This window comes from Hwanghaeella grinnelliae (genome assembly GCF_004005845.1).
GTDB lineage: Bacteria > Pseudomonadota > Alphaproteobacteria > UBA8366 > Aestuariispiraceae > Hwanghaeella > Hwanghaeella grinnelliae.
Window position 1 is genome coordinate 527,280 of sequence record NZ_SADE01000003.1, and the last position, 26,067, is coordinate 553,346.

Consider the following 26,067-nt stretch of genomic DNA (forward strand, 5'->3'; position numbering starts at 1 on the left):
CGACGGCAATGACTTTCAATTCTTCGTACGGATGGTCGCTATGACAGTTTACGGCAATGTTCTGCAAATGATCGGCAACACGCCGATGGTCGAAGTCACCAACATCGACACCGGGCCATGCCGGCTGTTCCTGAAACTGGAGAGTCAAAACCCGGGCGGGTCTATCAAGGACCGCATCGCGCTGTCGATGATCGAAGCGGCGGAACAAGATGGACGGCTGAAACCCGGCGGCACGATCATCGAGGCGACCGCCGGTAATACCGGCCTGGGCCTTGCCCTGGTCGCCGCGCAAAAAGGCTACAAGCTTATCCTGATCATTCCGGACAAGATGAGCCTGGACAAAATCTATCACCTGAAGGCACTGGGTACCCAAATCGTGATGACCCGGTCCGACGTCGGCAAGGGACATCCCGAATACTATCAGGACATGGCCGAAAGAATGGCGGAAGAGATCCCCGGTTCCTTCTGGGTCAATCAATTCGCGAACCCCGCAAACCCGAAGGCCCATATCGAGACCACCGGCCCTGAAATCTGGGAACAGATGGATCATGACGTCGATGCGGTGGTGGCCGGCGTCGGTTCCGGCGGTACGATCAGCGGGTTGGGCCGATACCTGAAATCGGTGCAGCCCGATCTGCGCATGGTGATTGCCGACCCAGTCGGCTCCATCGTCGGACATGCCGTGCAAACCGGTGAGATTTCGACCGATGTCGGGTCCTGGCTGGTTGAAGGTATTGGAGAAGACTTCATTCCACCGAACTGCGACCTGTCGATCATCGACGACGCGGTCTATGCCTCTGACAAGGAGGCCTTCGCGGCGGCGCGGGAATTGCTAGCCAAGGAGGGGATTCTGGGCGGGACCTCAACCGGGACGCTGGTTGCCAGCGCGTTGAAATGGTGCCGTGCCCAGACCGAGCCGAAACGCGTCGTCACCTTGGTTTGCGATACCGGCAACAAGTATCTCGCCAAGGCCTATAACGATGCCTGGCTGATCGACAACGGATTGCTCGACCGCGAGCAGCATCATGACCTGCGCGACATGATCACGCGCCGCGCAGATAAGGGAGACGTCGTTAGCGTCCGCCCGGAAGAAACCTTGAATGTCGCCTATGGACGGATGCGGATGTTCGATGTGTCCCAGTTGCCGATCCTGAACGAAAACGGAAAAATAGAAGGGCTAGTCGACGAATCCGATCTGCTCTTCGCCGTTCAGGAAGACCCGAGCTTGTTCAAGCAACCGGTCAAATCGATCATGACCGTGAACCTGGAAACGGTATCGCCCGACACGCCGATTGAATCGCTGGTGCCGCTGTTCAAGCAGGACAAGGTCGCGCTTGTGGTCGGCGATGGCACCTTCTATGGACTGATCACCAAAATCGACTACATCAATGCCATGCGCCGGCGCGCATCCTAACGCACCCCGCTGGTAGCACGCATTCCGACCCATTACCGATCACGTATTCTACGCATAAGAGGAGCCCGCCATGCAGCGCCCCCTTCCCCGGAACCGTCAGGGTCTGTCGACCCGCGCCATTCATGCCGGGCAGGCGCCGGACCCGACAACCGGTGCCATTATGACGCCGATCTACGCGACATCGACCTATGTTCAGGACAGCCCCGGCGTTCATAAAGGGTATGAATATTCGCGCAGTCAGAACCCGACCCGCATGGCCTTCGAGCGCTGCGTCGCGGATTTGGAGAACGGGTCCAGCGGCTATGCCTTCGCCAGCGGCCTGGCCGGAATGGGAACAATCCTGGAATGCCTGGACAGCGGCGCCCATGTGGTCGCCATGGACGACCTTTACGGCGGCAGCTATCGGCTTTTCGAGAATGTCCGCAAACGGTCTTCGGGCCTGGACTTCACCTTCACCGACCTGAGTGACCCTGCAAAACTGGAAGCCGCGATCACGCCCGAAACCAAGATGGTCTGGGTAGAGTCGCCGACCAACCCGTTGCTGAAACTGGTGGACCTTGCGGCTGTTGCCGAAGTCGCCAAGAAGCACGGATTGATCGCCGTCTGCGACAACACGTTCGCCTCACCCATGGTTCAGAACCCATTGGACCATGGTTTCGATATCGTGCTGCATAGCGCTACCAAATACCTCAACGGTCATTCGGATATGGTCGGCGGTGTCGTTGTTCTGGCCGAGAACCCAGAGTTGGAACAGAAGATGGCCTATCTTCAGAATGCCGTCGGCAGCATTCTAGGCCCATTCGACAGCTTCCTGGCGCTGCGGGGATTGAAGACACTCGGCATCCGAATGGAACGCCATTGCGAAAGCGCGTTGACCGTCGCGAAATTCCTGGAGGCCCACGACAAAGTTGAACGGGTGATCTATCCCGGTCTGGAAAGCCATCCGCAGCACGAACTGGCAAAGCGCCAGATGACCGGTGGTTTCGGCGGCATTGTGACCGCGATCCTGAAGGGCGGGTTGGATGAATCCCGCCGCTTCCTTGAGCATACCGACCTCTTTGCCTTGGCTGAAAGCTTGGGCGGTGTTGAAAGCCTGATTGAGCATCCGGCGATCATGACCCACGCTTCCATCCCGCCGGAAATTCGGGCGGAACTGGGGATTAGCGACAGCTTGGTCCGCATTTCCGTGGGCGTAGAGAATATCGAAGACCTGTTGGCCGAGCTGGAAACGGCCTTGGCCGCGATTTAGGGATTTTCGGCTTGGTCAAAGTGAAAGGGCCTTCCCGGCTGGTTCGGGAAGGCCCTGACTTTTTCAGGCTGAAAAACGCCGCGCATAGTCCCCGCGCAGCCTGGTCCAGCAATCCCAGAACGGTTCCGGCTCAAGCCCCCGCAAGCGACCGGCCAGCAGGTCCAGATGCGCGTGCCATCCCGGTCCGATGGCCAACTGCGCCGTCTTCTCCGCGATGCGGCGGTGTGTCACCGTCAGCAGAATTTCATCGCCCATCGGCTCCATTTCAAATGTGACGTCACCCGTGCCGTTCCAGCTGAACGTCAGTTTTTTCGGTGGATCGACCTCAACGATTCGGCACTCCATGATGTTCTCACCCGTGCTGCCCTCGGGCGGCGTACCTGGCGGGTCGGTCAATTCGCTGTTGCGCCAGGTGAAGGTGAAGGGCGCGTCGGCAACGAGGTCCATTTCACCGGCGGCCAACCATTGCCGCCGCAAATCGCTATCGGTCAGATACGACCAAATCCGGTCGATCGGGCCGGGTAAAAGCCGCCGGATGGTCAATGTCGCGTCTTCCGCAAGTGTGCCGTATAGGTCGATCGTATCGGCGTTGCTCATTTCTTTTCTCCGTCCTTCTTAGGTCGTGCCGCATCGTCCTCTGCGCGCAGAATACGTTCCAACGCGTCAAGACGACCGGTCCAGAAGTGTTCGTAGTGGGTAAGCCATTGCTGCGCGCTGGCGAGTGGGCCCGGTTCCAGCCGGCAAAAATGGGTGCGGCCCTGAACCTCCCGGCTAACAAGACCGGCCTTTTCCAGAACCTTGATGTGCTTGGAGGCCGCCGCGAGCGATATCGCGTATGGCTCCGCAAGTTGGCCCACCGTCTTTTGGCCTTCAGAGAGGTCCTGCAGCATTTCCCGACGCGTTGAATCGCCAAGGGCATGAAAGACTGCATTGAGCCGTGATGTTTTTAATTCAACCATGTGGTTGAATATATCGACGCAAATCAGAACTGTCAACCGATTGGTTGAATATTAAAAAGCGCCGTTTGTGGAAAATTCAGGCCGCCAGGTCGGACCGGTGTTTCGCGGCCGCCCGCACCTTGGCGCGATGACCGAACAGCGCCAGCCCTGCGGAGGTGAACATCGGCGCAATGATCGCAATCGTCCAAGCCTGCATCGATGTTAGATGCTGCGCGCTGATATAGAGCACCGCGCAGAACGTAATGTAGTTGATCATGGTCAGGCGCGCGGACTGAATGGTCGCCGCAGCGAAGGTCGCGCCGAACAGCCGCGTCATCATCCACATCGTGGCGCAAATCGTTGTCGGGAAAGCGAATGCCATCCCAGCAATATAGGGACCCACGATATTGGCCAACGTCGCCGCCAAGGCGACGATCGTCCCACCAACGATGGCGCGAAGGACCATGAAGCGAAAAGGAACCCGGGTGAATTTTGGAACACTGTGGAAGTCAAATTTCCGCGAAAAGATAACCGCGATCGCAGCGCCCCCCGCCGTCAGTACAAAGGCCCAAGGCATTGTCAGGTCAATCTGCGCAATCACCCACGCCCCGACCGACCAAGATGCGATGCCGGCCAGCATCGGCAACACGAAACCGCCCCACCGGCTGGCCACATGAACATAAGCCGGAATAAACATGAAGACCGCCCCCGTCCCGGCCAGGCTGGGCAAGGCGCCCGCCGCCATGAACTGCGGTTCCTCCGTCATCGCCAGGAAGAAATAACCGGGACCGGCATTCATCGGAAAAGCCATGACGATACTGGCCATGAACGGTCCCAATCGCTCCCCGACCTTGGAGACGAGCAGAAGCACGACCGCGGTCACCGACGCTTTCCAGGCGACACCAAATAGGATCGGCCCCAGGTCCTCCATCACGTCAATCCTTCCGGCGTGGCGCAAGGTGGAACCAAAGGTAAGCCACCAGCTGAATAGTCAGGAAAAACCCAAATGCCGCTTGATAGGCCTGCGGCGCGTAACCGCCCAGCTCAGTCACAGGCCATTGATCAATAATCACACCGATACCGTATTGGGTAAGGAAGACGGAAGAAAAGGTCATCAAGTTCAAGGCGGAATTGGCGCGCCCCGCAAGCTCGATCGGAAAATGCCGGGACATATGCGCATAGGCCAGATTACAGACATTGCCGGTTAAGCCGAAAAGCAACCACGGCAGGATCGACTGGGGCATCAATTCCAAAACGACACAAAACTGCGAAACGAACAGGACCGGAACGATCACCGTGAGCACCTGAACGGTGGTTATGCCCCATCGGCGAAGGAAGTCCACGATGGTACCGGTCAGGAAAAAGCCCGCCGTCATCGCCATGGTAAGGCCCAGCAACCCTTCCGCCACCGCACCCCGGTCGAACCCGGCAACATCCCGCAACCAAGGACCGGCCCAGAGACTTTGGATTGCCATGCTGTTCGAAAGGCTGGCGGCTGCGACAGGCGCAATGCGCCAGAAAAGCGGATCACGATAGACCTGCCCCAGTCCGCGCAACTGATCCTTGATCGTCTGAGTCGACACTTCCGTCGCGCGTTCCGGCACGATGACCGCGATTACCCCGGCGGAAAGAACGGTTACCCCGGCAAGCATCAGAAAAATGCCCCGCCAGTCCATGTATTGAAGCAGGGCCTCGGTCGGAACCGTGGCGGCAATTGCGCCTAATCCGCCCATACCCAGGAAACACCCGTTTACCATGGCCCAGCTTTCCCGCGGGAACCACAAGGTAATCGCCTTGAAAGACGACATCAGCCCACCTGCCAGGCCGAATCCGATCAACGCGCGCCCAACCAGAAGAAGTTCTATGGATTGCCCAAAAGAGAACACAACCGCCCCGGCAGCCGCGCTGACCAGCAATACAGACTGTACGCGGCGCGGACCGAAGCGGTCGAGGAGCAAGCCGAGCGGTATTTGGAAGGCCGCAAAGGTCAGAAAAAAGGCGGATGTCAGCAGCCCCAAATCCGCAGCGGTCAGCCCAACCTCGGACACTAATTGTGGCGCGATTACCGCATTGATGGATCGGAATAGATAGGAAAGAAAGAACGCCCCCGCAAACGGGACAAACACCGTCAAAACCGCGCGCAATATCGTAACGTTCCCGGACGGTCCGGCAGTGCCAAACCGTTCAGAAACCGTTTTCTTGGACATTTCTTCCCACCACGCTTTTCGGCGTGCTTACGCCTTATGTCGGCCCCGGGCAATCGATCAGGCAGGAAAGGTTCAGTTCCCAGCAATGGACAATCCATGGGAACCCGCGGAAATCCACACTCATCCGGTTCCGGCGCACGGGAACGTGTCAACTTACCCCTTTTCAACAACACAATGCCTGATAGCTTTCACTCCCCAATGAAATACCGCGCCGGCATCAGATCCTGGGCCAGCCCATCCGCGACCGACACAGAACGAGAAAACCATGCCTTTTGATTTTGACGAACCAATAGACCGCCGAGGAACTCATTCAACGAAATGGGATGCCGTTGGCCGGGTCTTGAGCGACCCCGCCCCCGATACGATCCCCATGTGGGTGGCGGATATGGACTTCCGCGCATCGCCGGCCGTTAACGAGGCGGTCCGCGCCTTGGCCGATCACGGGGTCCACGGATATTTCGGGGATGATAGCGGTTATAAGAAGGCTGTGGCCGCTTGGTTGGAAAAACGTCACGGCTGGGCCCCCGATCCCGACTGGATGGTACAAACCCATGGCATTGTCTCTGCGCTCGGCCTCGCCATTCAGGCTTATTCCGAACCGGGCGACGGCGTCGTCGTGTTCTCCCCCGTGTATCATATGTTCGCGAATATGGTCCTGGCCAACGGCCGCCGCTTGATCGAGAGCCCCTTGAAACAAATCCAGGGCCGATACGAAATGGATCTGGATGGGCTCAAAGGCCTGATCGACAAACAGACGAAACTCGTCCTGCTCTGCTCACCGCACAATCCGGGCGGCCGTGTCTGGACGGCGGACGAACTGATCGGCTTGGCCGATTTTTGTCTGGCGAACGAGCTGACCCTGGTTTCGGATGAAATCCACCAGGATTTGGTCTTCGACAATGCCGAACATCACGTGACAGCCAAGGTCGCACCGCAGATTGCGGACCGACTCGTGACCTGTGTTGCCGGCACGAAAACCTTCAACATCGCCGGCGCCCTGACTGGAACGGCCATTATTCCCAACCCGGAAATGCGCGATGCCTTCAACGCCAGGAAGATGGCCGCGGGGCTTGCTGCGAACAACCGGTTCGGCATGGTCGTTTGCGAAGCGGCTTATGAGAACGGAGAGGCTTGGTTAGACGCTTTGCTTCCGTATTTGCAGGCAAACCGGGACCGGTTCGACGCCGCCGTGGCGGAAAATATGCCGGGCGTCCGGTCCATGCCTTTGGAAGCGACATATCTGGCCTGGCTGGATTTCAGCGGCACAGGCCTGCCACAGGATGAGATCTATGAGCGGATCGAACGCAAGGCGCGGATCGCGATCAACCGGGGCGACCGTTTCGGTACCGGTGGCGAAAACTGGGTGCGGTTCAACTTTGCTTGTCCGCGCGCGCGGTTGGATGACGCCCTGTCACGCCTGATCGCGGCTTTCGCCTAGGGCGGTCACAACGGACGGCGGCCGCCGGCTTTGCACCGGCGGCTGCGCATCTGCTTCCTGTTATTCCGCGGCCTGCCGCCCGAGCGCGGCGCCCAGATTGCGCTTGTGGAAGTCGCCATCTTTCATGATGACCAATAGGCGGTCCTTGTCCTGCAGAATTTTCACATCCTTGGTGGGGTCGCCGTCGACCAACAGCAAGTCGGCCAGATAGCCTTCGCGGACCAGACCCAACTCGTTGCCCATCATCATGATCTGCCCCCCAAGCTTGGTTGCAGTGGCGAGTGCCTCACTAGGAGTGTAATCCAAGTGCTCGACGAAATATTCCAGGTCGCGGGCATTGGTGCCGATCGGATTCCAGGCGAACCCGTAATCGCCGCCCGGCAGGATGCGCACACCGCGCTTTTTCAATTCCTTCATCACCGGTATCGCTCTGTCCCATTCCTGTGGAAGGCCCAGAGACTCCGCGATCTCATAGGTGATCCCCCAATCGCCGGCTTCATGCATCGTGGTCCAGGTAACGCCAAGCGTCGGTGAAACGAAGACCCGGTCTTTCGCATCCTCCAACATGTCCATGGCTTCCTCGTCGCAGAGGGTCGCGTGATAGATGATTTCAACCCCATGCTTCACACACAGCTTCACCGACTCCGCGCTTCGGCAATGGCCGGCAACGCGTTTGTCCCGGGACCGGGCGACCTCACATACAGCCGCGATCTCAGCCTCGTTCATGACCGTTTGATGGGCGCGGGCGAAGGGAACGAACTCGTCACCCGACGGGTTGATCTTCAGCGTGTCCACGCCTTCACGGCACATCTCGCGGGAAACCTGTCGGAATTGGTCCGGTCCATCGCAGACGATGGCGAATGTTTCGCGATGCAGGTGATGCAACCGGACATCGCCCAGGCCGCCGGTGACGGTCATTTCCGGCGAGGCAGCCAGCATGCGCGGCCCCGGAAAAGTGCCGTCGTTTATTGCGTTTCGCACGACGATATCCAGCCGCGGCTTGGCCGCCGCCGCGCTGTTCATGCTGGTGAAACCCGCATCCAGGAACTTTTTGGCGTTCTTCATTGCCAGAAGGGTGTGCTCTTCGGGCGGCACTTCTCCGAGCGCCTCCAGATTGGAGGTATCGAGAAATGTGACATGGGAGTGCGACTCGATCAGCCCCGGCATCAGGGTCCCGCCCCCGCCGTCGATCACTTCAGCACCGGGCGCTGCTATCGATTCACCGTCGCGGGCGATCTGCTCAATTCTATTGCCGCTGACCAGGACTTCACCGCTATAGGACTCCCCGCCTTCGCCATCGAAGACGCGGACATTCTTGAACAATACGTCACCCATCGTTTCCTCCCCGGGTTTATGCCGCCTGCTTTAAGCCAAGCCTTTTTTGGCGATTCACGCTTGCTGTTGACGATATTTTCGCGCGACGCCGATGCTTGAGCATAGCATAATGCACACTAGAGTATGATTTCTATAGTCAGGAGAAATCCTGAATACCGGAACAGCGATCGCGCGGCGGGAAATAGGGGCGCGCAACGGCGGCACATGCCAAAGGCGCGGCGCTGAAGGCCGGACCAATGCCGGCAGATTTTTTTGAAAGGAGAGGTGGCTGGGGCGGCTGGATTCGAACCAGCGCATGCCGATACCAAAAACCGGTGCCTTACCGCTTGGCTACGCCCCAACGACGGGCCGCAATTTAGGGATTTCACCCGACGGCGGCAAGTCTTTTGATCCGTTTTGTAACCCCAGTCCGTTTAGTCTTCGTCGCCCCGTCCAGCGGGGCGTGAAACAATCAGACCCGTTCCGGCATGGCCAGGGCCATCGGCTGCATCCACCAATGGTCCGGTGCTTCGAATTCACTCGCCGCAAGGTCGGCGGCAGCGCGATCGTCGAATATGCCGAAACAGGTTGCCCCACTGCCAGACATTCGCGCCAGCCTGCAGCCTGGCAATTGCTCCAAGGCGTAAAGGGCATCTTCGACCGCCGGGCACAACTTCACCGCGGCATCGGTCAGGTCGTTTGCCCGGTTCTTCAGGAAACTGACCAGCAGCGACACTTTTTCCAGGTTGGCTTCGATATTCGACCCGTCCGGCGTGAACCCGCCTTTGCGCGCCTTGAAGACCGAGGCCGTCGCGAGTTTAACCCCCGGATTGACCAGAATGACCCCTGCTTCCGGCAAGACCGGAGCGGAAATCAGGTCATGCCCGACGCCCGACGCGAAACAGGGCCTGCGGAACAGGCAAGCCGGCACATCCGATCCCAAGCCGCTGCCGATTTCAAACAGATCGACTTTTTCCTTCGTATCGACATCGTACAGACGTGCAACTGCCCACATAGCCGCCGCGGCATCGGCGGATCCCCCGCCAATCCCGGCAGCGATAGGAATATTCTTCGACAGGGTGATCTTTGCGCCACCGACAAACCCTGCCGCATCCCGCAATGCCCTGACGGCATGGATTACAAGGTTTCCTTCCTTGTCCGGCAGATCTGCCGCAAATGGTCCTTCGGTCACGATCTCGAATCGGTCCGCCGGTTCGACGGTGATCGAATCGCCATAGTCGGTGAAGGCAATCAGCGTATCCACCTCGTGGTACCCGTCGCCTTTGCGACCCACCACATGGAGATACAGATTCAACTTCACCGGCGCCTGAATGGTTACTTGTGTCACGGAGGCCCCTCCCGCTGACAGTGCCAACCGGCTGTCATTGTGATTTTCTAATTGGAGATCTCGATAATCTCAGGCTCACCCATACCGTTCTTCAGTTTTTCACGGATCTGCGGGATCACGTCCTCCTCAGGTTCCAGGTTCAAGGCGCGGTCCCACTGGAACCGTGCTTCATTACGACGTCCTACTCGCCAATAGGCGTCACCCAGGTGATCGTTGATGATCGGATCTTGCGGGCGCAACTGCACCGCGCGTTCAAGATAACCGACCGCCTCGTCGAAAGACCCGGTTCGGTAAAGGACCCAACCCAGGCTGTCGACGATGTAACCATCCGTTTGACGCTGTTCCAAGGCCTTGCGGATCATCTGCTTGGCCTGCGGAATATTCACACCCTTCTCAACCCAGGAATACCCGAGGTAATTCAGCACGAAGGGATCGTCGGGTTTCAGTTCCAGCGCCTTCAGGAAGTCAGGTTCCGCCTTGTCCCACTGCTTCGACCGCTCGAATGCAATGCCCCGGTTATAGAAGAGAATCCAATGCCGCCCCTGCGGCTCTCCATCCACCCGCGAGATCGCGCGATTGTAAATATCAACTTCGTCCAGATACCGTTCATCCGCCCGCAGAATATAGCCGATCTTGATCAAAGGATCGGTACTGTCGGGGCGTTCGTCCGCCATCCCTTCCAGAAGCTCGACGGCTTGCTTCTTCTTGCCGAGGTCCACGAAATTATCGGCAATGCTAAGCCGTGCATCCCAATAATAGGGCGAGTCGGGGAGGATATTCTCAAGCGTCGCCACGGCATCGCCGAATCGGTCCCGGTCTTCCAGGATATTGCCGACCAGCAACAAAGGCAGATCGTGCGACGGATCCAGCATTGAGGACAGTCGGCCAAAGACCAACGCGAATTCCTCAGACTGTTGCTGAACACCGGAAGCAAGGTGATAGAACCCGTCCGACACCCCTTCCGCCGGACCGATCTTCTGATCAATCTGCCCGCCGCCCTTAACGGCGGAAATATCCTGTTCGATGACCACGGTTCCCGGGAACCGGTCCAGATATGCGCTCAACAGGTCTTCCGCTTCCTGTTGACGTCCTTGCAGGACATAGACTTTCGCAACCGTCCGCACTTTCCGTAGGGGTGCGGACGTAACGTCTTCCTCTTCATCGACCAGGGAAGCAATGGCATCGTCGAACCGCCCGGCACGGGCGTAGATCATTCCCTCATGCAAAGTGCGTAAGCGCCGAAAACCGGTTTCGTCGCTCAACTCGCGGAGGGCGGCGATGGCCTCATCGGTCTTGTCCAAGCCGGCAAGCGCCCACGCCTTGACCATCGGCTTCGCATAGCGCGCCAAACTATTGTCCGGAACCTGATCCGCGACCGTAATCGCCTCTTCCCAGGCGCCACTACGCAAATGTCCTGCAATGACAGTGAACTGGGCCGTCATCGGTACGTTCAATTCTTCCGTGGAAATGGCCGTGGCCAATTCCAATGCGCGATCGAAGAGCCCTGCGCGCAGGTTCGCATAAAAGGCGCGTACCTTCAGTTCAGGGTCATCGGGGCTGTCTTCCAACAGACGGTCCAACAGATAGGCCGCCGTGGAGAAATCGCTCTGCTGCTCGGCGAACCATCCGGCGAGATAAGCGCCGGCATGCGAATGCGCCACCAGCGGCTTCGACAGAGCGTCGCCTTCCGCTTGCGCTTGCCCTGCACCGGACACGGCACCCGCCCAACCGGCGAATGCCAGGATTCCAGCCGTGGCAACGAGTGATCGGAAAGAAGGAACGATGACAGTCATATATGCTCCGTGCCGATATTTCAGGCCGTCGTTTCGAATAACCTTAGTTATGCAGGCCAGCAGTCAGTGTAAACCAACGATCTCAGCCTTGCTATGTGCGATAATGGTACAGTACGGCAAGAACGCCCCGTCGAATGCTAACATTCCGGCCTCACAAGAGAGTAAAATATCAGTGATACCGCGAATTATTAAACATCTGGACATAATATTCTCAAAAGCCATCGCCATATCCTGCATCCACGTTTCTTAAGCTCACGAATAGGAGGACGGCGTGCCCGGCACAGAAGAAACCGTGCAAAACACGGAAAAACAGGCGCCGATCAGCGACATCGCCTTTACGCCAGCCGTCAAACGGCAGCAGGAATCCCGCGGTTCGCGCCGCGGATACGCCCGGATGGAAAACGAACAGGGTTGGTCGAATCGGATCGACGGCAATGTGAAAGCTTTCGTCGAAAGCCGGACTTCGTTCTACATGGCGACCGCCAATGGCGAAGGGCAGCCCTATATCCAGCATCGCGGCGGACCGGAAGGCTTCCTGCAGGTTTTGGATCCGCGCACGCTTGCCTTCGCGGATTACGCAGGCAATCGCCAGTATATTTCCACCGGAAACCTGACCGAGAACGACAAGGTTTTCCTGTTTCTGATGGATTATCAGAACCGGCAAAGAATAAAGATATGGGGCACCGCCAAGGTGATCGAAGATGATCGGGACCTTCTGGACCGCCTGATGCCGGACGGCTACCGTGCCCGCCCGGAACGAGCCTTCGTCATCCGTGTCGAAGCCTGGGATGCCAATTGCCCGCAGCACATTCCCGTGATGTATCCCGAAGCCCAAGTGGTTGAGGCCATCGGCGTCCTACAGGAGCGTATCAAGGGGCTTGAGGCGGAATTGGCGGCAATCAGAGGCGATGTCCCGGAAGGCTAGACGTTTTCCACATAGACACCGCAGGCAACGAGCAAATTACCAATGCGGCGCGCATAGGTCCGTTTCAGTTTTATTTCCCCGTCCGAAGGACGCGACCAATAGTATTCGACAAGGCCGGTCGCCCCGTCCGAATTAAGCTGGGTCATCAAATCCTGCATATAGGCATAGCCGTCCGGATCCCGTGCGCCCGCCACGTTTACGCCAATAGCGCGGCTGTTTGGATGAAAAACGATGAATCCATCAGTGTTTACGATGAAGACATAGAGGTCTTCTTCCAAGCGCGCCCAGGTTTCCGGCGGCACAGCAGAAAGCGCGCCCGGCCAGCCATTTTCGTCAATCGCGGCGACCGCCCCGTCGACCATGTCCTTGGCGCCGGCAACACCATCCTGCGCTTGGGTGGGGTTGGATAGGAAAATTGCCGCCATCAAAAAGACGGTAACCGCTATGGCCTGAATTTCCTGCAGCCGTGGGAATGCGTATCTCATGGCGCCAGACTAACACGAACAAGCGTTGGGGATACCCATCCTGCCCGCATCGGCGTTCAAAATTCGGCCTATGGCAGGCTCTGGCCCCGCCCTCCTTCTTAATCGTCGATGGCGGGTATTTTGAGGAAATCGACCTGGAAGATCACATTCCGGATCTTCTCAACCCGATGCGGGACTTCCGGCACAATGAAAGCGGTGGAATTGCGGTCCAAGGTGAAGGTCTGAAGTGTCGGTTGCAAAATTTCATAGAGCAGCTTGCCGTCCAGCACCCGGATCTTCCCCCAGACACCGGGTTTCGTCGTATGTTCCCGGCGGAGCGCCTTTGGGATCGTGATATCCGTGAAGATGGGGGTGGACTTATAGCGCACGGCGCCTTCCGGCAGTTCCATCCGGTCGCACAGGGAACAGTCCAACATTTGGCCCAACGCATCTTCCCGCCCGGCATCCGTTTGCGTCCAGCCCCGATCGACAAAGGGCGGTTGGTGCCGCACATGCTGGCGATGCCCACAGGACAGCAAAGCCACCCAATGGTCTTCTGCGTCCCGGTCGAAACCGGTAATCGGACGTTCCATGGACTTTCCTTCACTTAGCGATCCGGCAAAAGGACCGATGCAAGGTCTTGCCGGGAATTCATCAGATCGGCCAGGGTGAAACGGTCGAGAACCGCGAAGAAAGCGGCAAGCGCTTCATCCAGCACTTTGGGAAGCACACAGCAGGAAGCAATTCGGCAGGAATTGGTCACCGGATCGAAGCATTCGACAAGCCGCATATCCTCTTCGCAGCGCCGCACCACGTCGCCGATGCCGATTTCACCAGGCGGGCAGCCAAGCCGGATGCCCCCCTGCCGTCCGCGAACCGTTTCAATCAAACCATTTTGCCCAAGGCGGTGAACAACCTTCATCAAATGGTTTTCAGATATTCCGTACCGATCCGAGATCTCTTTGATTGTCGCCAATTCACCTTGCGTTTTGAGCCCCAGAAACATCAAGACGCGCAAGGCGTAGTCGGTATGACGGGTGAAGCGCATGCTCTCGGTCCATGCCGTTGGATAAAAAGATGTATTTTATATATTGCTTTTTGCGATAGCGGCCAAATATAAAATGCGACCGGCCTACATCATCAAGGTGACGTGCGATGACCGACATATCGAAACCAGAACCCGATCAGTTCGACGATGATCGCGGACCGGCGTCGCGACGGCGGCCCCTGCATCCCGAAATCGACGAGGCCGTCATCGAGAGCCTGGTTCGGGATTTCTATGGAAAGATCCAGCAGGACGAAACACTTAGTCCAATTTTCGGCGCCAGGATTGAGGATTGGGAGCCGCATTTGCGGACCATGATGGATTTCTGGTCCTCGGTGACGCTGATGACCGGCCGCTACAAAGGCCAACCCATGCAAAAGCACCGGCTGATGACCGATGTCGAACCGGCGCATTTCGACCGCTGGCTAGCCCTGTTCCGGGAAAGCGCCAGAGCCGTCGCCGCGCCGGAAGCCGCCGAGGTTTTTATCACCTGCGCGGAACGGATCGCCGGCAGCTTCAAATTGGGCATGTTCGGGGTCCCGGGGTTGGGACCGATCACGTGGGGACCGGCCGCCAAGGCACCTTGAGCCCCTTTGCAAAAGACAACGCCGGGGAAATCCCCGGCGCCGCATTCACATTTACATGTTCGGGTAGTTCGGCCCGCCGCCGCCTTCCGGGGTCACCCAGTTGATATTCTGGGTCGGGTCCTTGATGTCGCAGGTCTTACAATGGACGCAGTTCTGCGCATTGATCTGAAGGCGCGGGTTAGACCCGTCATCTTCCCTGACGATTTCATACACGCCCGCCGGGCAGTAGCGCTGTTCAGGCGCGTCATATTTTTCAAGATTCACCTGAATCGGCACGCTGTCGTCCTTCAGCGTCAAATGCGCCGGCTGATCTTCTTCATGGTTGGTGAAGGAGAAGGAGACATTGGTCAGACGGTCAAAGCTGATTTCCCCATCCGGCTTCGGATAGTCGATCGGTTTGAAGGCTGATTTCGGTTTTAGCGATTCGTGGTCGGACCCGTGATGTTTCAAGGTCCACGGGGCACTGCCCTGCAGCAGAACGGTATCCAAGGCGCTATAGAAGAAACCGCCCCAGAAACCATATTTAAAGGACGGCCGAATGTTGCGAACCTTATAGAGTTCCTTCCAGAGCCAAGTGTCCTTCAAACGATCGGCGTAGTCGGTGATTTCGCGCGGCGCTTCGCCTTCTGCGGTCAACACGTCGAAGACTGCTTCCGCCGCCGTCATGCCCGACTTCATGGCCAAATGCGTGCCTTTGATCTTCGGCACGTTGAGGAAGCCGGCCTCACAACCGACCAGCATGCCGCCTGGGAAGGTCAGTTTCGGGATCGACTGAAAACCACCCTCGTTCAAAGCGCGCGCGCCATAGGATACGCGGCGGCCGCCCTCAAGGGTCGGCTTGATCGACGGATGATGCTTGAAGCGTTGGAATTCCTGATACGGCGACAAGTAGGGATTTTCGTAATCAAGGCCGACGACGAAACCGATTGCGACCTGATTGCCGTTCAGGTGGTACATGAACGACCCGCCATAGGTCTTGCTGTCCAGCGGCCAGCCGGCCGTGTGAACGATCTTGCCCGGCTGGGATTTAGCCGGGTCGATGTCCCAAAGTTCCTTGATGCCGATCCCATAGGTCTGCACATCGCTATTGGCGCGCAGGTCAAACTTCTCCATCAGCATCTTGCCAAGCGACCCGCGGCAGCCTTCCGCGAAAATCGTCTGCGTCGCGCGCAATTCCATGCCGGGCTGATAGTTCGGGCCTTTCTCACCGGCCTTGGTGATGCCCATATCGCCGGTCGCGACCCCTTTGACGGATCCGTCGTCGTGGTACAGCACTTCGGCGGCGGCAAAACCGGGATAGATCTCCACCCCCATGGCTTCGGCCTGCTCGCCCAACCAGCGCGTGAAGTTGCCCAGGCTAATGATGTAATTGCCGTGATTGTTCATCTGCGGCGGAGTCGGAAAGCGAATGTGGTTGGCTTCGGTCAGATAAAGGAAGGAATCATCCTTCGCCGGCGTATCCAGCGGCGCGCCCAGATCAGCCCAATTCGGCAGCAACTCGTTAAGCGCGCGCGGTTCAAGCACGGCGCCGGACAGGATATGCGCACCGACTTCCGATCCTTTTTCAAGGACGCAGACACTCAGCTCTTTCCCTTGTTCAGCAGCCAATTGGCGAATGCGGATTGCCGCACTCAAGCCAGACGGACCGGCCCCCACGACCAGTACGTCATATTCCATGAATTCCCGTTCGACCACTTCGTCTGACATGACCATCCACCTTCCTGCCTGACTTTACTTGACGACTTACGTCCCGCCCGTCCCCAGGCCCGGCTTGTACCGCGCCGCACCTGTGCTAGACATTATTGACTACTCTGACAAGACAGCGGCCCCATGAACACAGACGACCAAAAGCCGGATGGAAGCGACCTGGACGCCGCGGCGGCCCTGGCTGCACTGTCATGGCAGGTCGCCATGGGCGCGGAAGAGTCCATCGCCGATCTGCCGGTAGACCGCTATGCGGCCACCGCCGCGGCGTTAGCATCAGGCACGGCGAAACCTACCGAACAGCAAAAACCGCCGCTTCGGGAAAGACTGCGCGACGCGCCGTCACCGCAAGCATCAATGGCCGGCCCGGTCGCCGGCAACGCCAAGGTCATCGGCGCGGAAGAAGCCGTCGCAGACGCCAAACAACTTGCTGCGGCCTGCAACACGCTTGATGAACTGCGTGCCGCCCTTGAGAAATTCGAAGGCTGCCCGCTGAAAAAGACAGCCACGAACCTCGTCTTCGGGGACGGGAACCCGGACTCGAAGATCATGTTCATCGGCGAGGCGCCGGGCGCAGATGAAGACCGCCAAGGACGCCCCTTCGTCGGCGTAAGCGGACAGATGCTGGACCGGATGCTTTCTTTCATCAATCTCGACCGCAGCCGATTCTACATCACCAACATGCTCTATTGGCGCCCTCCAGGGAACCGGACGCCGACGGATGCGGAAGTTGCGACCTGCCTGCCTTTCCTTGAGCGGCATATCCAGCTGATCGACCCGAAAGTCCTGGTGCTGGTCGGCAACCGGTCGGCGAAAAGCCTTCTGCAAACCACCCAGGGCATCACCAAGTTGCGCGGCAAGTGGGACATGGTTTCAATCGGCACAATCGACCCGCCGATTCCAGCCCTGCCGACGCTTCATCCCGCCTACCTGCTGCGCAATTCCGCGCAAAAGCGCTTCGCCTGGCGAGATGCCTTAATTCTGCGGGAACGACTCAACGAATTGGGCTTTGCAACGAACGCGCTGGAATCGCAGACTGAATCCAAGTAGTTGCCGGCACAACCGATCCGTTTTCAACATCTCGACCAATCGCTTTCGCTGGGTATAATACGGGATTAAGCCCTTGGGCCGCGTCGTATCCGACAATGCGTGGCAACTGGGGAGGGGAGGCCAAGTCAGGGCATACAGTGCACCAGCTTGGCTATTTGAACGAGGGCGGTCTTCCGCCAAATGCGCGAGGGTTTCGATGCGACGTTCCTTTAACGCCGCAATGATTGGCGTTGGACTTGGTCTGGCGCTGGTCACAGGTGGTATGGCGTCCGCTCAGGACGCGGTGAAGGCAGGTGTTGCCCCATCCGCCGCCGGTTCGGCCCTTTCCGACTCGCTTTCCACTGAAACGGCGGCTCTGGCACCAGGTCCTTTCCAGGACAGTCGGGGCACAAAAACGCCTGGCGGCCCTACCACCCCAAGCCCGCTGTCGCAAAAAGATGCGGATATCTATGCCAAGGTCTTTGCGCTTCAGGCACAAGGCGATTGGCGCGCCGCCGACAAACTGATTGCCGATTTGGACGACCGCCTGTTGATGGGCCATGTCCGGTATCAGCGCCTGATGCATCCGACGGCCTATCGCGCGACCTACAAGGAATTGAAGGCCTGGATGGCGCAATATGCCGATCATCCCGACGCCGACAAAATCTACCATCTTGCCCTGCGCCGGCGGCCCAGCAATTGGCGCTATCCGATTCAGCCGCAAAACCCGGTCCCGGACGATTTCACATTGACCGACGAGGGGAAGCGGAAAAGCCCGGCAGGAAAGACCACATTCCGCCCGCGCCGTTCGGCGGAAGTCCGCAAAGTGATGCGTCGAATCCGGTATTGGGTTCAGCGTGGCAGCGTTACAAAGTCGCTTGAATATCTTTCAGAACCGCGGAACCGGCAGATCTTCGATGCGGTCAGCTATGGCGAAAGCCTAGGCGTCATCGCCCGCGGCTATTTCCGGTATCACAAGGATGCAGACGCGATTGACGTGACGCGCGAAGCGATCAAGCGCGCTGGCGACAAGGCCTCAAACGCAGCCTGGTGGGGCGGGCTGGCCGCCTTCCGGGCGGGCGACCACAAGACCGCCGCCAAATTCTTCACGATCCTGGCGGATAGCCCCATGGCGGATGTCGACGATAAGGCGGCGGGTGCCTTTTGGGCCTCGCGGTCATATCTGATCGGCGGCGAACCGGACAAAGTGACGCAGATGCTGATCAAAGCGGCGGAGGAGCCGCGCAGCTTCTACGGGCTGCTGTCGATCCGAGCGCTCGGGTTGGAGCCGAATTTCGACTGGTCCCTGCCGGTTCTGGGACCGGAACATGCAGATATTCTGCGTCGTATCCCAGCCGCGAAACGGGCCATGGCGCTGGTGCAGGTAGGTGAGACGACGCGGGCCGAATCCGAACTGCGCCGCTTCGCCCATGTCCTGCCCACGCAGGTCGCCCAGGTTTTGGTGGCCATGGCGGACCGTGCGGGATTGGCAGACCTGGCCTACCGACTCGGCGCCAGTCTGGAACGGAACCAGGGGATGCGCCTGGACGCGGCCATGTATCCGGTTCCAGGTTTTGCACCGGATGACGGCCTAACCATCGACCGCGCCATGCTGTACGCCTTCATCCGCCGGGAAAGCCGGTTCCGTGCCAATGCGAAAAGTCCGGCCGGGGCGCGGGGTCTGATGCAGGTTATGCCGGCGACCGCCGGTTTCGTTGCGGGCCGCCCCTTCAACGGGAACCTTCGTGACGACCTGTTGGACCCGGGGCTAAACCTGCAGATCGGGCAAAAATACATCAAGATGCTGATGGACGATCCGAAAGCGGGCGAGAACCTTTTCTACACCGTCGCCGCCTATAATGGGGGGCCGGGCAATCTGCAGAAATGGCGCGCCAAGGTGGATTATGCAGACGACCCGCTGCTGTTCATCGAAAGCCTGCCGTCGCGCGAAACACGGAATTATGTAGAGAACGTGCTGGCCGATATGTGGATCTACCGTCATCGCTTCGGACAGACCACGCCGACTTTGGATAGCCTGCTGGCCGGCGATTGGCCGGTTTACGCCGCACTGGACGGGGACGCGAACGCGATCCGCACCGCACAATCAAACAGCGCGCAGTAACCCACCCTATTCGGGGAACCGGCAAACACCCTGGCACGGCCTTGCGGAAGCACCGGCGCGGACATAGGTGTGACTCATATTCCATTCGCAGGTGACGCCATGGCGATCGACGAGAAAATTCCCTTCAAACCGGTTCATATCGCGGTGCTGACAGTTTCCGACACGCGGACAATAGAGGACGACCGTTCCGGTCAGACATTGGTGGACCGATTGCAGGCGGCCGGCCATGTCCTGGCCGACCGCACCATTGTCACCGATGACACCGACAAGATCGCGGCAAAGCTCAATGAATGGGTCGACGACCCCGGGATTGACTGCATCATCACCACTGGGGGAACCGGCGTTACCGGCCGGGATGTGACGCCGGAAGCCTTCGACATGGTTTGCGAAAAAGATATTCCAGGCTTTGGAGAACTGTTCCGGATGCTGAGCTATCAGAAGATCGGCACCTCCACGATCCAAAGCCGTGCCTTGGCGGGTGTTGCGCGCGGCACCTATCTGTTCGGTCTTCCCGGATCGACCGGCGCCTGCAAGGACGGTTGGGATGACATCCTTTCAACACAATTGGATATTCGTTGGCGTCCCTGCAATTTCGTCGAACTGATGCCGCGCCTTCGAGAGCACGAAAAGGCGCTTTGATCGGCGCATTCAAAACCGCGGCCTTCCATCAAAATTATTGCTTTTCGACGGCAATCCATCGCATCCTTTCGCCATGTCGATAATGAGGATCGATCAAGCCAATCTGGGTTTTGTCGTACTGGCCTGCCTGGTCGCGCATGCGGTGCCGGTAGAGGTTCTGCTGTTCAGCTACGCAATATTCGGCCCGGCCCACTACCTGACCGAAATGTCCTGGCTGCACGACCGGCAATATTTCACGAAACGCCAGTACGATTTCGTGCCGCTGGCCGTTCTCGGCTTGGGAACGATCTTCGCTCACAATGTTCTGAATATGGAAATCGGACAGGCCTATATCGGCCTAGTCCTCGCCTTCTTCCTGGCGATAACCATGGCATTCGTCACCGATTGGCGGTATCGCCTGCCAATCGCGATCGGGGCAACGGTTGTAGGCTTGGTTCTGTTTATGTTCACGCCGGCTGTTTGGTTCTTCATCTTGCTGGCGAACATGGTGCATCTGGTGCTGTTCACATCGGTTTTCATCACGTTGGGCGCGCTCCGGAATAACAGTCCCTATGCCTTCGCGACCCTCGGCGCATTGATCGTTTTCAGCGCAACCTTTTTCATTCCGGGTCTTCCCAGCATTCCCGCCAGCGACTTCGCGATGGGATTCGGCTATGATCTGGCACCGGCCTATCAAGGGTTCTTCTCGCTGATTGGTGTCGAGGCGGATAATCCGAATATCGAGAAGCTGCTGGGTTTCGTCGCCTTCTGGCACATCTATCATAACCTCAACTGGTTCAGTAAAACCGGTGTCATCCGGTGGCATGAGATTTCCCGCAAGCGAACCATCTTTCTGATCGCTTCCTATATGTGCTACATCGGCCTCTACGCCTATGACTACAGGCTGGGCTTCCAGGCATTGATTTTCCTCGGCTTCCTTCACGTCGTCCTGGAATTCCCGCTCAACGGGCTCAGCTTCGCCAATACCGGCCGGCTTTTAGTGGGACGATTGCGTAGTGCCTGAGTTTTCCTTCCGTGCCTGATATGACCATAGACATTCAGGGTTTTGACCAATCGCTTTGGAGCGCTACCGCCATTACACCGGTAGAGTTCCCTTCGCTGCAGGGTGAACACCGCACAGATGTCGCCATCGTCGGCGGCGGTTTCACGGGCCTTTCAACCGCTTTGCATTTAGCGGAACGCGGCATCTCCGTCACCGTGCTAGAGGCGAAGACGCCTGGTTTCGGTGCTTCCGGGCGGAACGGCGGGCAGGTGATCGCCGGCTTCAAACACAACGAGGTTCCGACAGGCCCAGGCATCGATGGGGATCTTGCCGCCCGGATGGACCGGTTTGGGGACGGCACCGCCCAATTCACCTTCGATCTGATCGCCAGGCTGGGCATCGATTGCGGCGCAAAGCAAGGCGGATGGGCGCAAGGCGCGCATGGCGATGTTGCGCTGCAGGCGATTGAACGCAAGGCGGCGGTCTTGGGCAAACGAGGGGTATCGCTTGAAATCCTCTCCGCGGCGGAAACGGAACGGCGCCTGGGTACGAACTGGTATCCCGGGTCACTTTGGGATCCGCGCGGCGGCACCCTGCAACCCTTAAGCTATGCGCGCGGTTTGGCCGCCGCAGCAAGCCATGCCGGTGCGTCCATCTTCACCGAAAGCCCCGTCACGGCCGTTGCCCGCGACGGCAAGGGCTGGAAGCTGACCACCGCATCCGGCGCGTCGGTCACGGCCGAAAAAGCGCTTTTCTGCACCAACGGTTATTCCGACCGGTTCAACCCGATCCCGTCGTTGTCAAAGACGGTCATTCCATTCTTCAGCTATCAGATCGCAACTGCCCCCCTGTCCGACAATATTCTGAAGACCTTGCTTGCGGACGGTGTCGGTGTTTCCGAATTCAGGCGGTTGCTGGCTTATTTCCGTGTCGATAGCGAGGGCCGTTTCATTATGGGAGCCCGGGGCGCATCGGACGGATCGATGGAAGATCCGTCCTTCGATTTTGCCCGCGCACGGATCAAACAACTCTTTCCCGCCCTGGCTGATCAGAAGATGGAGTATTTCTGGAACGGGAAGGTCGCGATTACCATGGATTACCTGCCGCGGCTGATTGAACAGGAGTATGGGTTATATGCCGCCGTAGGCTGGAACGGACGCGGCGTTGCGGTCACCACGGCTTCCGGCCCGGTGCTCGCGGATTGGATGACCGGCACCGCCCCGAAGGACTTGCCTTTGCCGGTTACGCCGCCCCGGCCGATCGGCTTCCATGGTTTCAAGCGCAAGGTCTCATCCGTCGTCGCTTTGTGGTACGACCACCTCGACAAAAAGGAACGGACGCCGTCCGCCGCGTGATCGCAGAAGGCGCGCCTGCCAAAACCTCTTCCATTTTTTCCTCTTTTGTTCTATTTAAAGCGAACGAAAGGGAACAAAACATGAATATCAATGCCGTTGAACTGGGGCCCCGAAAAGGCAGGGGCGCCGTTACAAACAAGGTTGGTCGGTTTGAAAGGCAAGACCGGGTCCTTACCGATGATGGCTGGGACATCCATGACCCACGGCGGGACGAACCACCGCCCAAGCTTCGCACAGTCTTAGGTATAGACACAGCCAAGACGGTCATTGCCCGGAACAAATCGCCGGATGTTCCCTTCGACCAGTCGATCAACCCCTATCGGGGTTGCGAGCATGGTTGCGTTTATTGTTTCGCTCGACCGACCCATGCCTATTACGGCCTGTCCTCAGGGCTCGATTTCGAAACGCGACTGTTCCATAAGCCGGACGCCGCGCAAGTTCTACGGCGGGAATTGAGTAACCCGAAATACGTCCCGAAACCGATCGCGCTGGGCACGAATACGGACCCATACCAGCCGATCGAGAAAGCCGAAGAAACAACGCGGCAAGTTCTCCAGGTCCTGGCCGAGTTTAACCACCCTTTCACGATCGTTACGAAAGGCGCGCTCGTCACCCGCGACTTGGACATCATTGGTCCGATGGCGGAAAAGGGAATGGCAGCTGTCTGGCTGTCCGTCACCACACTGGACCGCAAACTGGCCAATGTCATGGAACCGCGCGCTTCAACCCCCACCAAACGACTGGATGCCGTGCGCGCCCTGTCCAAAGCGGGCGTCCCGACCGGCATCCTGATGGCCCCGATCATCCCGGCCATCAACGATTGGGAAATTGAACGCGTCCTTGAGGCGAGCAAAGAAGCCGGCGCGGACCGGGCCGGCTATGTCCTGCTGCGCCTGCCGCATGAGATCAAAGACCTGTTCACCGAATGGTTGGAAGCGCATTTTCCGGACCGAGCAACCCGGGTCCTCTCGCTCGTAAAGCAGACCCGAGGCGGCAAACTTTACGATTCAACTTGGGGAAAGCGGCAACGGGGTGAAGGCCCTGTGGCCGATCTGATCGCCAAGCGTTTCGGCGTTGGGGTCCGCAAATTGAGACTGGATGGCGCCCGCCCCGATCTGGACCTGTCCCGCTTTACTGTGCCGGGCAGAGCTGAGCAATTGTCCCTGCTATAAGGTCCGTGCTGCTTGCGCACCCTGAACGATTTCCAAGTCTTTGTAGGCATGGACTTTTAATCGGGTGCGAATGCCTCATATCCTATATCATGGTTTCCTGCCGAAAGGCCGGCAGGAAAGACTAGGGATGAAGGGGTTCCAATGCATGAAGCCGCAGACCTGACAGGCGTAGCGGTCGTTGTCGTAGCGGCGACCCTGTGCGGCATGCTGTTCGTGCGCCTGCGCCAACCGGCCATCGTCGGTTATATTATCGCCGGCGTGATTTTAGGGCCGTCCGGCCTGGCGCTGGTAGCCAATCGCGAAGCGATTTCTTTCTTCGCGGAACTTGGCGTCATCCTGCTTCTGTACTTCATCGGCATGGAACTGTCGCTGCGCAGTTTCCGGCATATCTGGCGCGTCGCCGTCGTCACCACCGCCTTCCAGATCGGAATCAGTGTCGGCGCAACAGCACTAATTGGCCAATTCTTCGACCTTCCCACCTCCCATATTGTGCTGTTCGGCTTCGCGCTCGCGTTATCCTCGACCGCCGTCGCCGTAAAGATCCTGGACGATATCGGGGAATTGCGGAACAGGTCCGGGCGCGTCGCCATCGGCATTCTGATCGCCCAGGATCTGGCCGTCGCCCCGATGCTGCTATTTGTGACCTCGTTCGCAGGTGACGGTTTCAACCCCATTGTCCTGGTAGAGGTCGCGGCCTCCATCGGCGTGCTGGTCTCCGTGATCCTGTTCATGTCCAGACGCCAACGAGTCAATCTACCCTTCCACCAGATCCTGGAAGCGAAAAAGGAAATCGGCACGATGGGGTCGCTGGCCCTATGTTTCCTTTTCGCGACCCTGGCGGGCCTGTTCGGCATGTCACCTGCCTTCGGTGCGTTCCTGGCCGGACTTATCGTCGGCAACAGCGGCCAGCGGCAGGTGATGCATGAAAATGCCGAACCGGTTCAAGCCGTTTTGTTGATGGTTTTCTTCCTGTCCATCGGCTTGTTGATCAATCTGCAATTCATCTGGGAGAACATCGGACTGGTCCTGGCGATCGGCATATTCGTCATGTTCTTCAAGACAATGATCAATATCATCGCCCTTCGGATTCAGGGAGAGACGATGCAGACCGCCTTCCTGGCCAGCCTGACAATCGGGCAGATGGGTGAATTCACTTTCGTCCTGGGCGGCGCCGCTGCGGGCGCGGATGTGATTGATAACGAGGTTTATCGTCTGCTCGTGGGTGTAACCGTACTATCCCTGATAACCAGCCCGATTTATGTGGACCTGGCGCGGCGGCTATCGCACCGGTCGGTTCGAAACGCGACCTCGCTGCGCAAGGTCTTCCGTCTGGTCTATCGGCAGGAATGGCGCTTCACCAAGGCAACCAGCCTGTGGTTCTGGCATATCGCCAACGACGCTGTCGAAGTCTTTGAGAATATGACGAGCGGCATGCGGACCAAGGCAAAGGCGCGGATCGACGAAATCAAGATGACGAAGGAAGCGGCGGAAAAAGCCAAAGAGCAAACGGCGCCGCAGCCCCCCGTTGAGGCCGATCCCGACGCCACGCGGCAAGAAGGCGAAGACCATCCCGCACCGAAAAGTGAGAAACAGCCGTCACGGTTCAGCCGTTTGAAGAAAACGGATCCGGACCTCACCGACGATTGAGCCATGCCCGACTTTTCCTTTGAGAATGCGGTGCGCGAAAGACTCGGCCTCGGCCTGACCGCCGCCGCGCGAATAGCAGGCGTTGACGAAGTAGGCCGCGGCCCCTGGGCGGGCCCGGTTGTCGCCTGCGCCGCCGTTCTGAACCCGGCGACTTTCCCACCCGACCTTGCCGGCGTGCTTGACGATTCCAAGAAGCTTTCGCCAAAAAAACGTGCCGCCCTTCTGCCCCGGATCATTGCGGAAGCGGAGTTTTCGGTTGCGGAGGCGAGCGTTGAGGAGATCGACCGCCTCAACATCCTGCAGGCAAGCTTGCTTGCCATGCGGCGGGCCGTTGATACCCTGCCCAAACCGCCCGATGCCGCCCTTGTGGACGGAAACCGCGACCCCGGTCTGTCCTGCCCGGTGGAATTAGTCGTGAAAGGGGATAGCCGGTCCCTCTCCATTGCCGCGGCATCGATTATTGCCAAGGAATATCGTGACAAGATGATGGCGGCATTGTCGGCTGATTATCCGGAATACGGTTGGGAGAGGAATGCCGGCTATGGTGTGAAGCGCCATCAAGACGCCCTGGCCCAATACGGCCCAACCCCCCATCACAGGCGCAGTTTTGCGCCGATTTCGCGTCTTTTGGGATAGATTTTGCCAATTTTTGCGGTATTCAGGTGTTTTATCTAGAAACACCACATCTGGCGTCT

General features: G+C 58.4%; 24 protein-coding genes and 1 tRNA gene. 13 read left to right on the forward strand and 12 right to left on the reverse strand.

What is annotated here, in order from left to right; genetic code table 11:
• Positions 1 to 40: 40 nt before the first annotated feature.
• Both EOI86_RS19415 and EOI86_RS19420 read left to right on the forward strand, forming a co-directional pair.
• Entirely contained in the window at positions 41 to 1,414 is a 1,374-nt protein-coding gene (locus EOI86_RS19415) for a pyridoxal-phosphate dependent enzyme (RefSeq protein WP_127767327.1), read from the forward strand.
• A gap of 70 nt (positions 1,415 to 1,484) precedes the next feature.
• Entirely contained in the window at positions 1,485 to 2,663 is a 1,179-nt protein-coding gene (locus EOI86_RS19420) for a trans-sulfuration enzyme family protein (RefSeq protein ID WP_127767328.1), read from the forward strand.
• A gap of 63 nt (positions 2,664 to 2,726) precedes the next feature.
• On the opposite strand, the gene EOI86_RS19425 is transcribed toward EOI86_RS19420, so the two are convergent.
• The 4 genes from EOI86_RS19425 to EOI86_RS19440 all read right to left on the reverse strand — a co-directional run bounded on the left by EOI86_RS19425 (position 2,727) and on the right by EOI86_RS19440 (position 5,808).
• The gene (locus EOI86_RS19425; RefSeq protein ID WP_127767329.1) at positions 2,727 to 3,260 is read right to left on the reverse strand and encodes an SRPBCC family protein; all 534 of its coding nucleotides are present in this window, start codon (positions 3,258 to 3,260) and stop codon (positions 2,727 to 2,729) included.
• Positions 3,257 to 3,622 carry an ArsR/SmtB family transcription factor gene (locus EOI86_RS19430; protein ID WP_127767330.1) on the reverse strand — a complete coding sequence of 122 codons (366 nt, stop codon included), beginning with the start codon at positions 3,620 to 3,622 and terminating at the stop codon, positions 3,257 to 3,259. The genes EOI86_RS19425 and EOI86_RS19430 overlap by 4 nt, the downstream gene beginning before the upstream one ends.
• A 76-nt stretch (positions 3,623 to 3,698) precedes the next feature.
• Positions 3,699 to 4,532, reverse strand: a complete 834-nt coding sequence (locus EOI86_RS19435) for a hypothetical protein (protein ID WP_127767331.1) — start codon at positions 4,530 to 4,532, stop codon at positions 3,699 to 3,701.
• Between the two features lie 4 nt (positions 4,533 to 4,536).
• Positions 4,537 to 5,808, reverse strand: a complete 1,272-nt coding sequence (locus EOI86_RS19440) for an MFS transporter (RefSeq protein ID WP_127767332.1) — start codon at positions 5,806 to 5,808, stop codon at positions 4,537 to 4,539.
• A gap of 265 nt (positions 5,809 to 6,073) precedes the next feature.
• Between EOI86_RS19440 and EOI86_RS19445 the strand changes: the two genes are divergently transcribed.
• Positions 6,074 to 7,246 (forward strand): MalY/PatB family protein, encoded by a 1,173-nt coding sequence (locus tag EOI86_RS19445; RefSeq protein WP_127767333.1) that lies wholly within the window; start codon positions 6,074 to 6,076, stop codon positions 7,244 to 7,246.
• 60 nt (positions 7,247 to 7,306) lie between these two features.
• On the opposite strand, the gene EOI86_RS19450 is transcribed toward EOI86_RS19445, so the two are convergent.
• The 4 genes from EOI86_RS19450 to EOI86_RS19465 form a co-directional block, all read right to left on the reverse strand.
• Complete coding sequence (locus EOI86_RS19450) at positions 7,307 to 8,581, reverse strand: metal-dependent hydrolase family protein (RefSeq protein ID WP_127767334.1); 1,275 nt, start codon at positions 8,579 to 8,581, stop codon at positions 7,307 to 7,309.
• A gap of 265 nt (positions 8,582 to 8,846) precedes the next feature.
• Positions 8,847 to 8,921: transfer RNA gene (locus EOI86_RS19455), tRNA-Gln, on the reverse strand.
• Positions 8,922 to 9,032: 111 nt separating this feature from the next.
• Positions 9,033 to 9,908 (reverse strand): 4-(cytidine 5'-diphospho)-2-C-methyl-D-erythritol kinase, encoded by an 876-nt coding sequence (locus tag EOI86_RS19460; protein WP_161973907.1) that lies wholly within the window; start codon positions 9,906 to 9,908, stop codon positions 9,033 to 9,035.
• A gap of 47 nt (positions 9,909 to 9,955) precedes the next feature.
• Positions 9,956 to 11,701 carry a tetratricopeptide repeat protein gene (locus tag EOI86_RS19465; RefSeq protein WP_127767336.1) on the reverse strand — a complete coding sequence of 582 codons (1,746 nt, stop codon included), beginning with the start codon at positions 11,699 to 11,701 and terminating at the stop codon, positions 9,956 to 9,958.
• A gap of 271 nt (positions 11,702 to 11,972) precedes the next feature.
• Between EOI86_RS19465 and EOI86_RS19470 the strand changes: the two genes are divergently transcribed.
• A complete protein-coding gene (locus tag EOI86_RS19470; RefSeq protein WP_205032268.1) occupies positions 11,973 to 12,626 on the forward strand; it encodes a pyridoxamine 5'-phosphate oxidase family protein in 654 nt (217 codons plus the stop codon).
• On the opposite strand, the gene EOI86_RS19475 is transcribed toward EOI86_RS19470, so the two are convergent.
• The 3 genes from EOI86_RS19475 to EOI86_RS19485 all read right to left on the reverse strand — a co-directional run bounded on the left by EOI86_RS19475 (position 12,623) and on the right by EOI86_RS19485 (position 14,138).
• Entirely contained in the window at positions 12,623 to 13,111 is a 489-nt protein-coding gene (locus EOI86_RS19475; RefSeq protein WP_127767337.1) for a cache domain-containing protein, read from the reverse strand. The genes EOI86_RS19470 and EOI86_RS19475 overlap by 4 nt on opposite strands.
• 98 nt (positions 13,112 to 13,209) lie before the next feature.
• Entirely contained in the window at positions 13,210 to 13,683 is a 474-nt protein-coding gene (locus EOI86_RS19480; RefSeq protein WP_127767338.1) for a DUF3565 domain-containing protein, read from the reverse strand.
• 14 nt (positions 13,684 to 13,697) lie between these two features.
• Entirely contained in the window at positions 13,698 to 14,138 is a 441-nt protein-coding gene (locus tag EOI86_RS19485; RefSeq protein ID WP_127767339.1) for an RrF2 family transcriptional regulator, read from the reverse strand.
• A gap of 107 nt (positions 14,139 to 14,245) precedes the next feature.
• Between EOI86_RS19485 and EOI86_RS19490 the strand changes: the two genes are divergently transcribed.
• Complete coding sequence (locus EOI86_RS19490; protein WP_127767340.1) at positions 14,246 to 14,722, forward strand: group III truncated hemoglobin; 477 nt, start codon at positions 14,246 to 14,248, stop codon at positions 14,720 to 14,722.
• Positions 14,723 to 14,773: 51 nt separating this feature from the next.
• Here the strand turns inward: EOI86_RS19490 and EOI86_RS19495 are convergent, their stop codons facing one another.
• Entirely contained in the window at positions 14,774 to 16,429 is a 1,656-nt protein-coding gene (locus tag EOI86_RS19495) for an electron transfer flavoprotein-ubiquinone oxidoreductase (RefSeq protein ID WP_127767341.1), read from the reverse strand.
• A 123-nt stretch (positions 16,430 to 16,552) separates the two neighbouring features.
• Between EOI86_RS19495 and EOI86_RS19500 the strand changes: the two genes are divergently transcribed.
• From EOI86_RS19500 to EOI86_RS19535, 8 genes are all read left to right on the forward strand, one after another.
• The gene (locus EOI86_RS19500) at positions 16,553 to 17,476 is read left to right on the forward strand and encodes a uracil-DNA glycosylase (RefSeq protein ID WP_193555799.1); all 924 of its coding nucleotides are present in this window, start codon (positions 16,553 to 16,555) and stop codon (positions 17,474 to 17,476) included.
• Between the two features lie 196 nt (positions 17,477 to 17,672).
• Positions 17,673 to 19,577 (forward strand): lytic transglycosylase domain-containing protein, encoded by a 1,905-nt coding sequence (locus tag EOI86_RS19505; protein ID WP_127767342.1) that lies wholly within the window; start codon positions 17,673 to 17,675, stop codon positions 19,575 to 19,577.
• Between the two features lie 99 nt (positions 19,578 to 19,676).
• Complete coding sequence (gene moaB / locus EOI86_RS19510) at positions 19,677 to 20,216, forward strand: molybdenum cofactor biosynthesis protein B (RefSeq protein ID WP_127767606.1); 540 nt, start codon at positions 19,677 to 19,679, stop codon at positions 20,214 to 20,216.
• Between the two features lie 82 nt (positions 20,217 to 20,298).
• The gene (locus EOI86_RS19515; protein ID WP_127767343.1) at positions 20,299 to 21,219 is read left to right on the forward strand and encodes a hypothetical protein; all 921 of its coding nucleotides are present in this window, start codon (positions 20,299 to 20,301) and stop codon (positions 21,217 to 21,219) included.
• A gap of 20 nt (positions 21,220 to 21,239) precedes the next feature.
• Positions 21,240 to 22,553, forward strand: a complete 1,314-nt coding sequence (locus EOI86_RS19520; RefSeq protein WP_127767344.1) for an NAD(P)/FAD-dependent oxidoreductase — start codon at positions 21,240 to 21,242, stop codon at positions 22,551 to 22,553.
• A gap of 80 nt (positions 22,554 to 22,633) precedes the next feature.
• A complete protein-coding gene (locus tag EOI86_RS19525; protein ID WP_127767345.1) occupies positions 22,634 to 23,725 on the forward strand; it encodes a PA0069 family radical SAM protein in 1,092 nt (363 codons plus the stop codon).
• A gap of 141 nt (positions 23,726 to 23,866) precedes the next feature.
• Complete coding sequence (locus EOI86_RS19530; RefSeq protein WP_127767346.1) at positions 23,867 to 25,372, forward strand: cation:proton antiporter; 1,506 nt, start codon at positions 23,867 to 23,869, stop codon at positions 25,370 to 25,372.
• A gap of 3 nt (positions 25,373 to 25,375) precedes the next feature.
• Complete coding sequence (locus EOI86_RS19535; protein WP_127767347.1) at positions 25,376 to 26,008, forward strand: ribonuclease HII; 633 nt, start codon at positions 25,376 to 25,378, stop codon at positions 26,006 to 26,008.
• Positions 26,009 to 26,067: the final 59 nt, after the last annotated feature.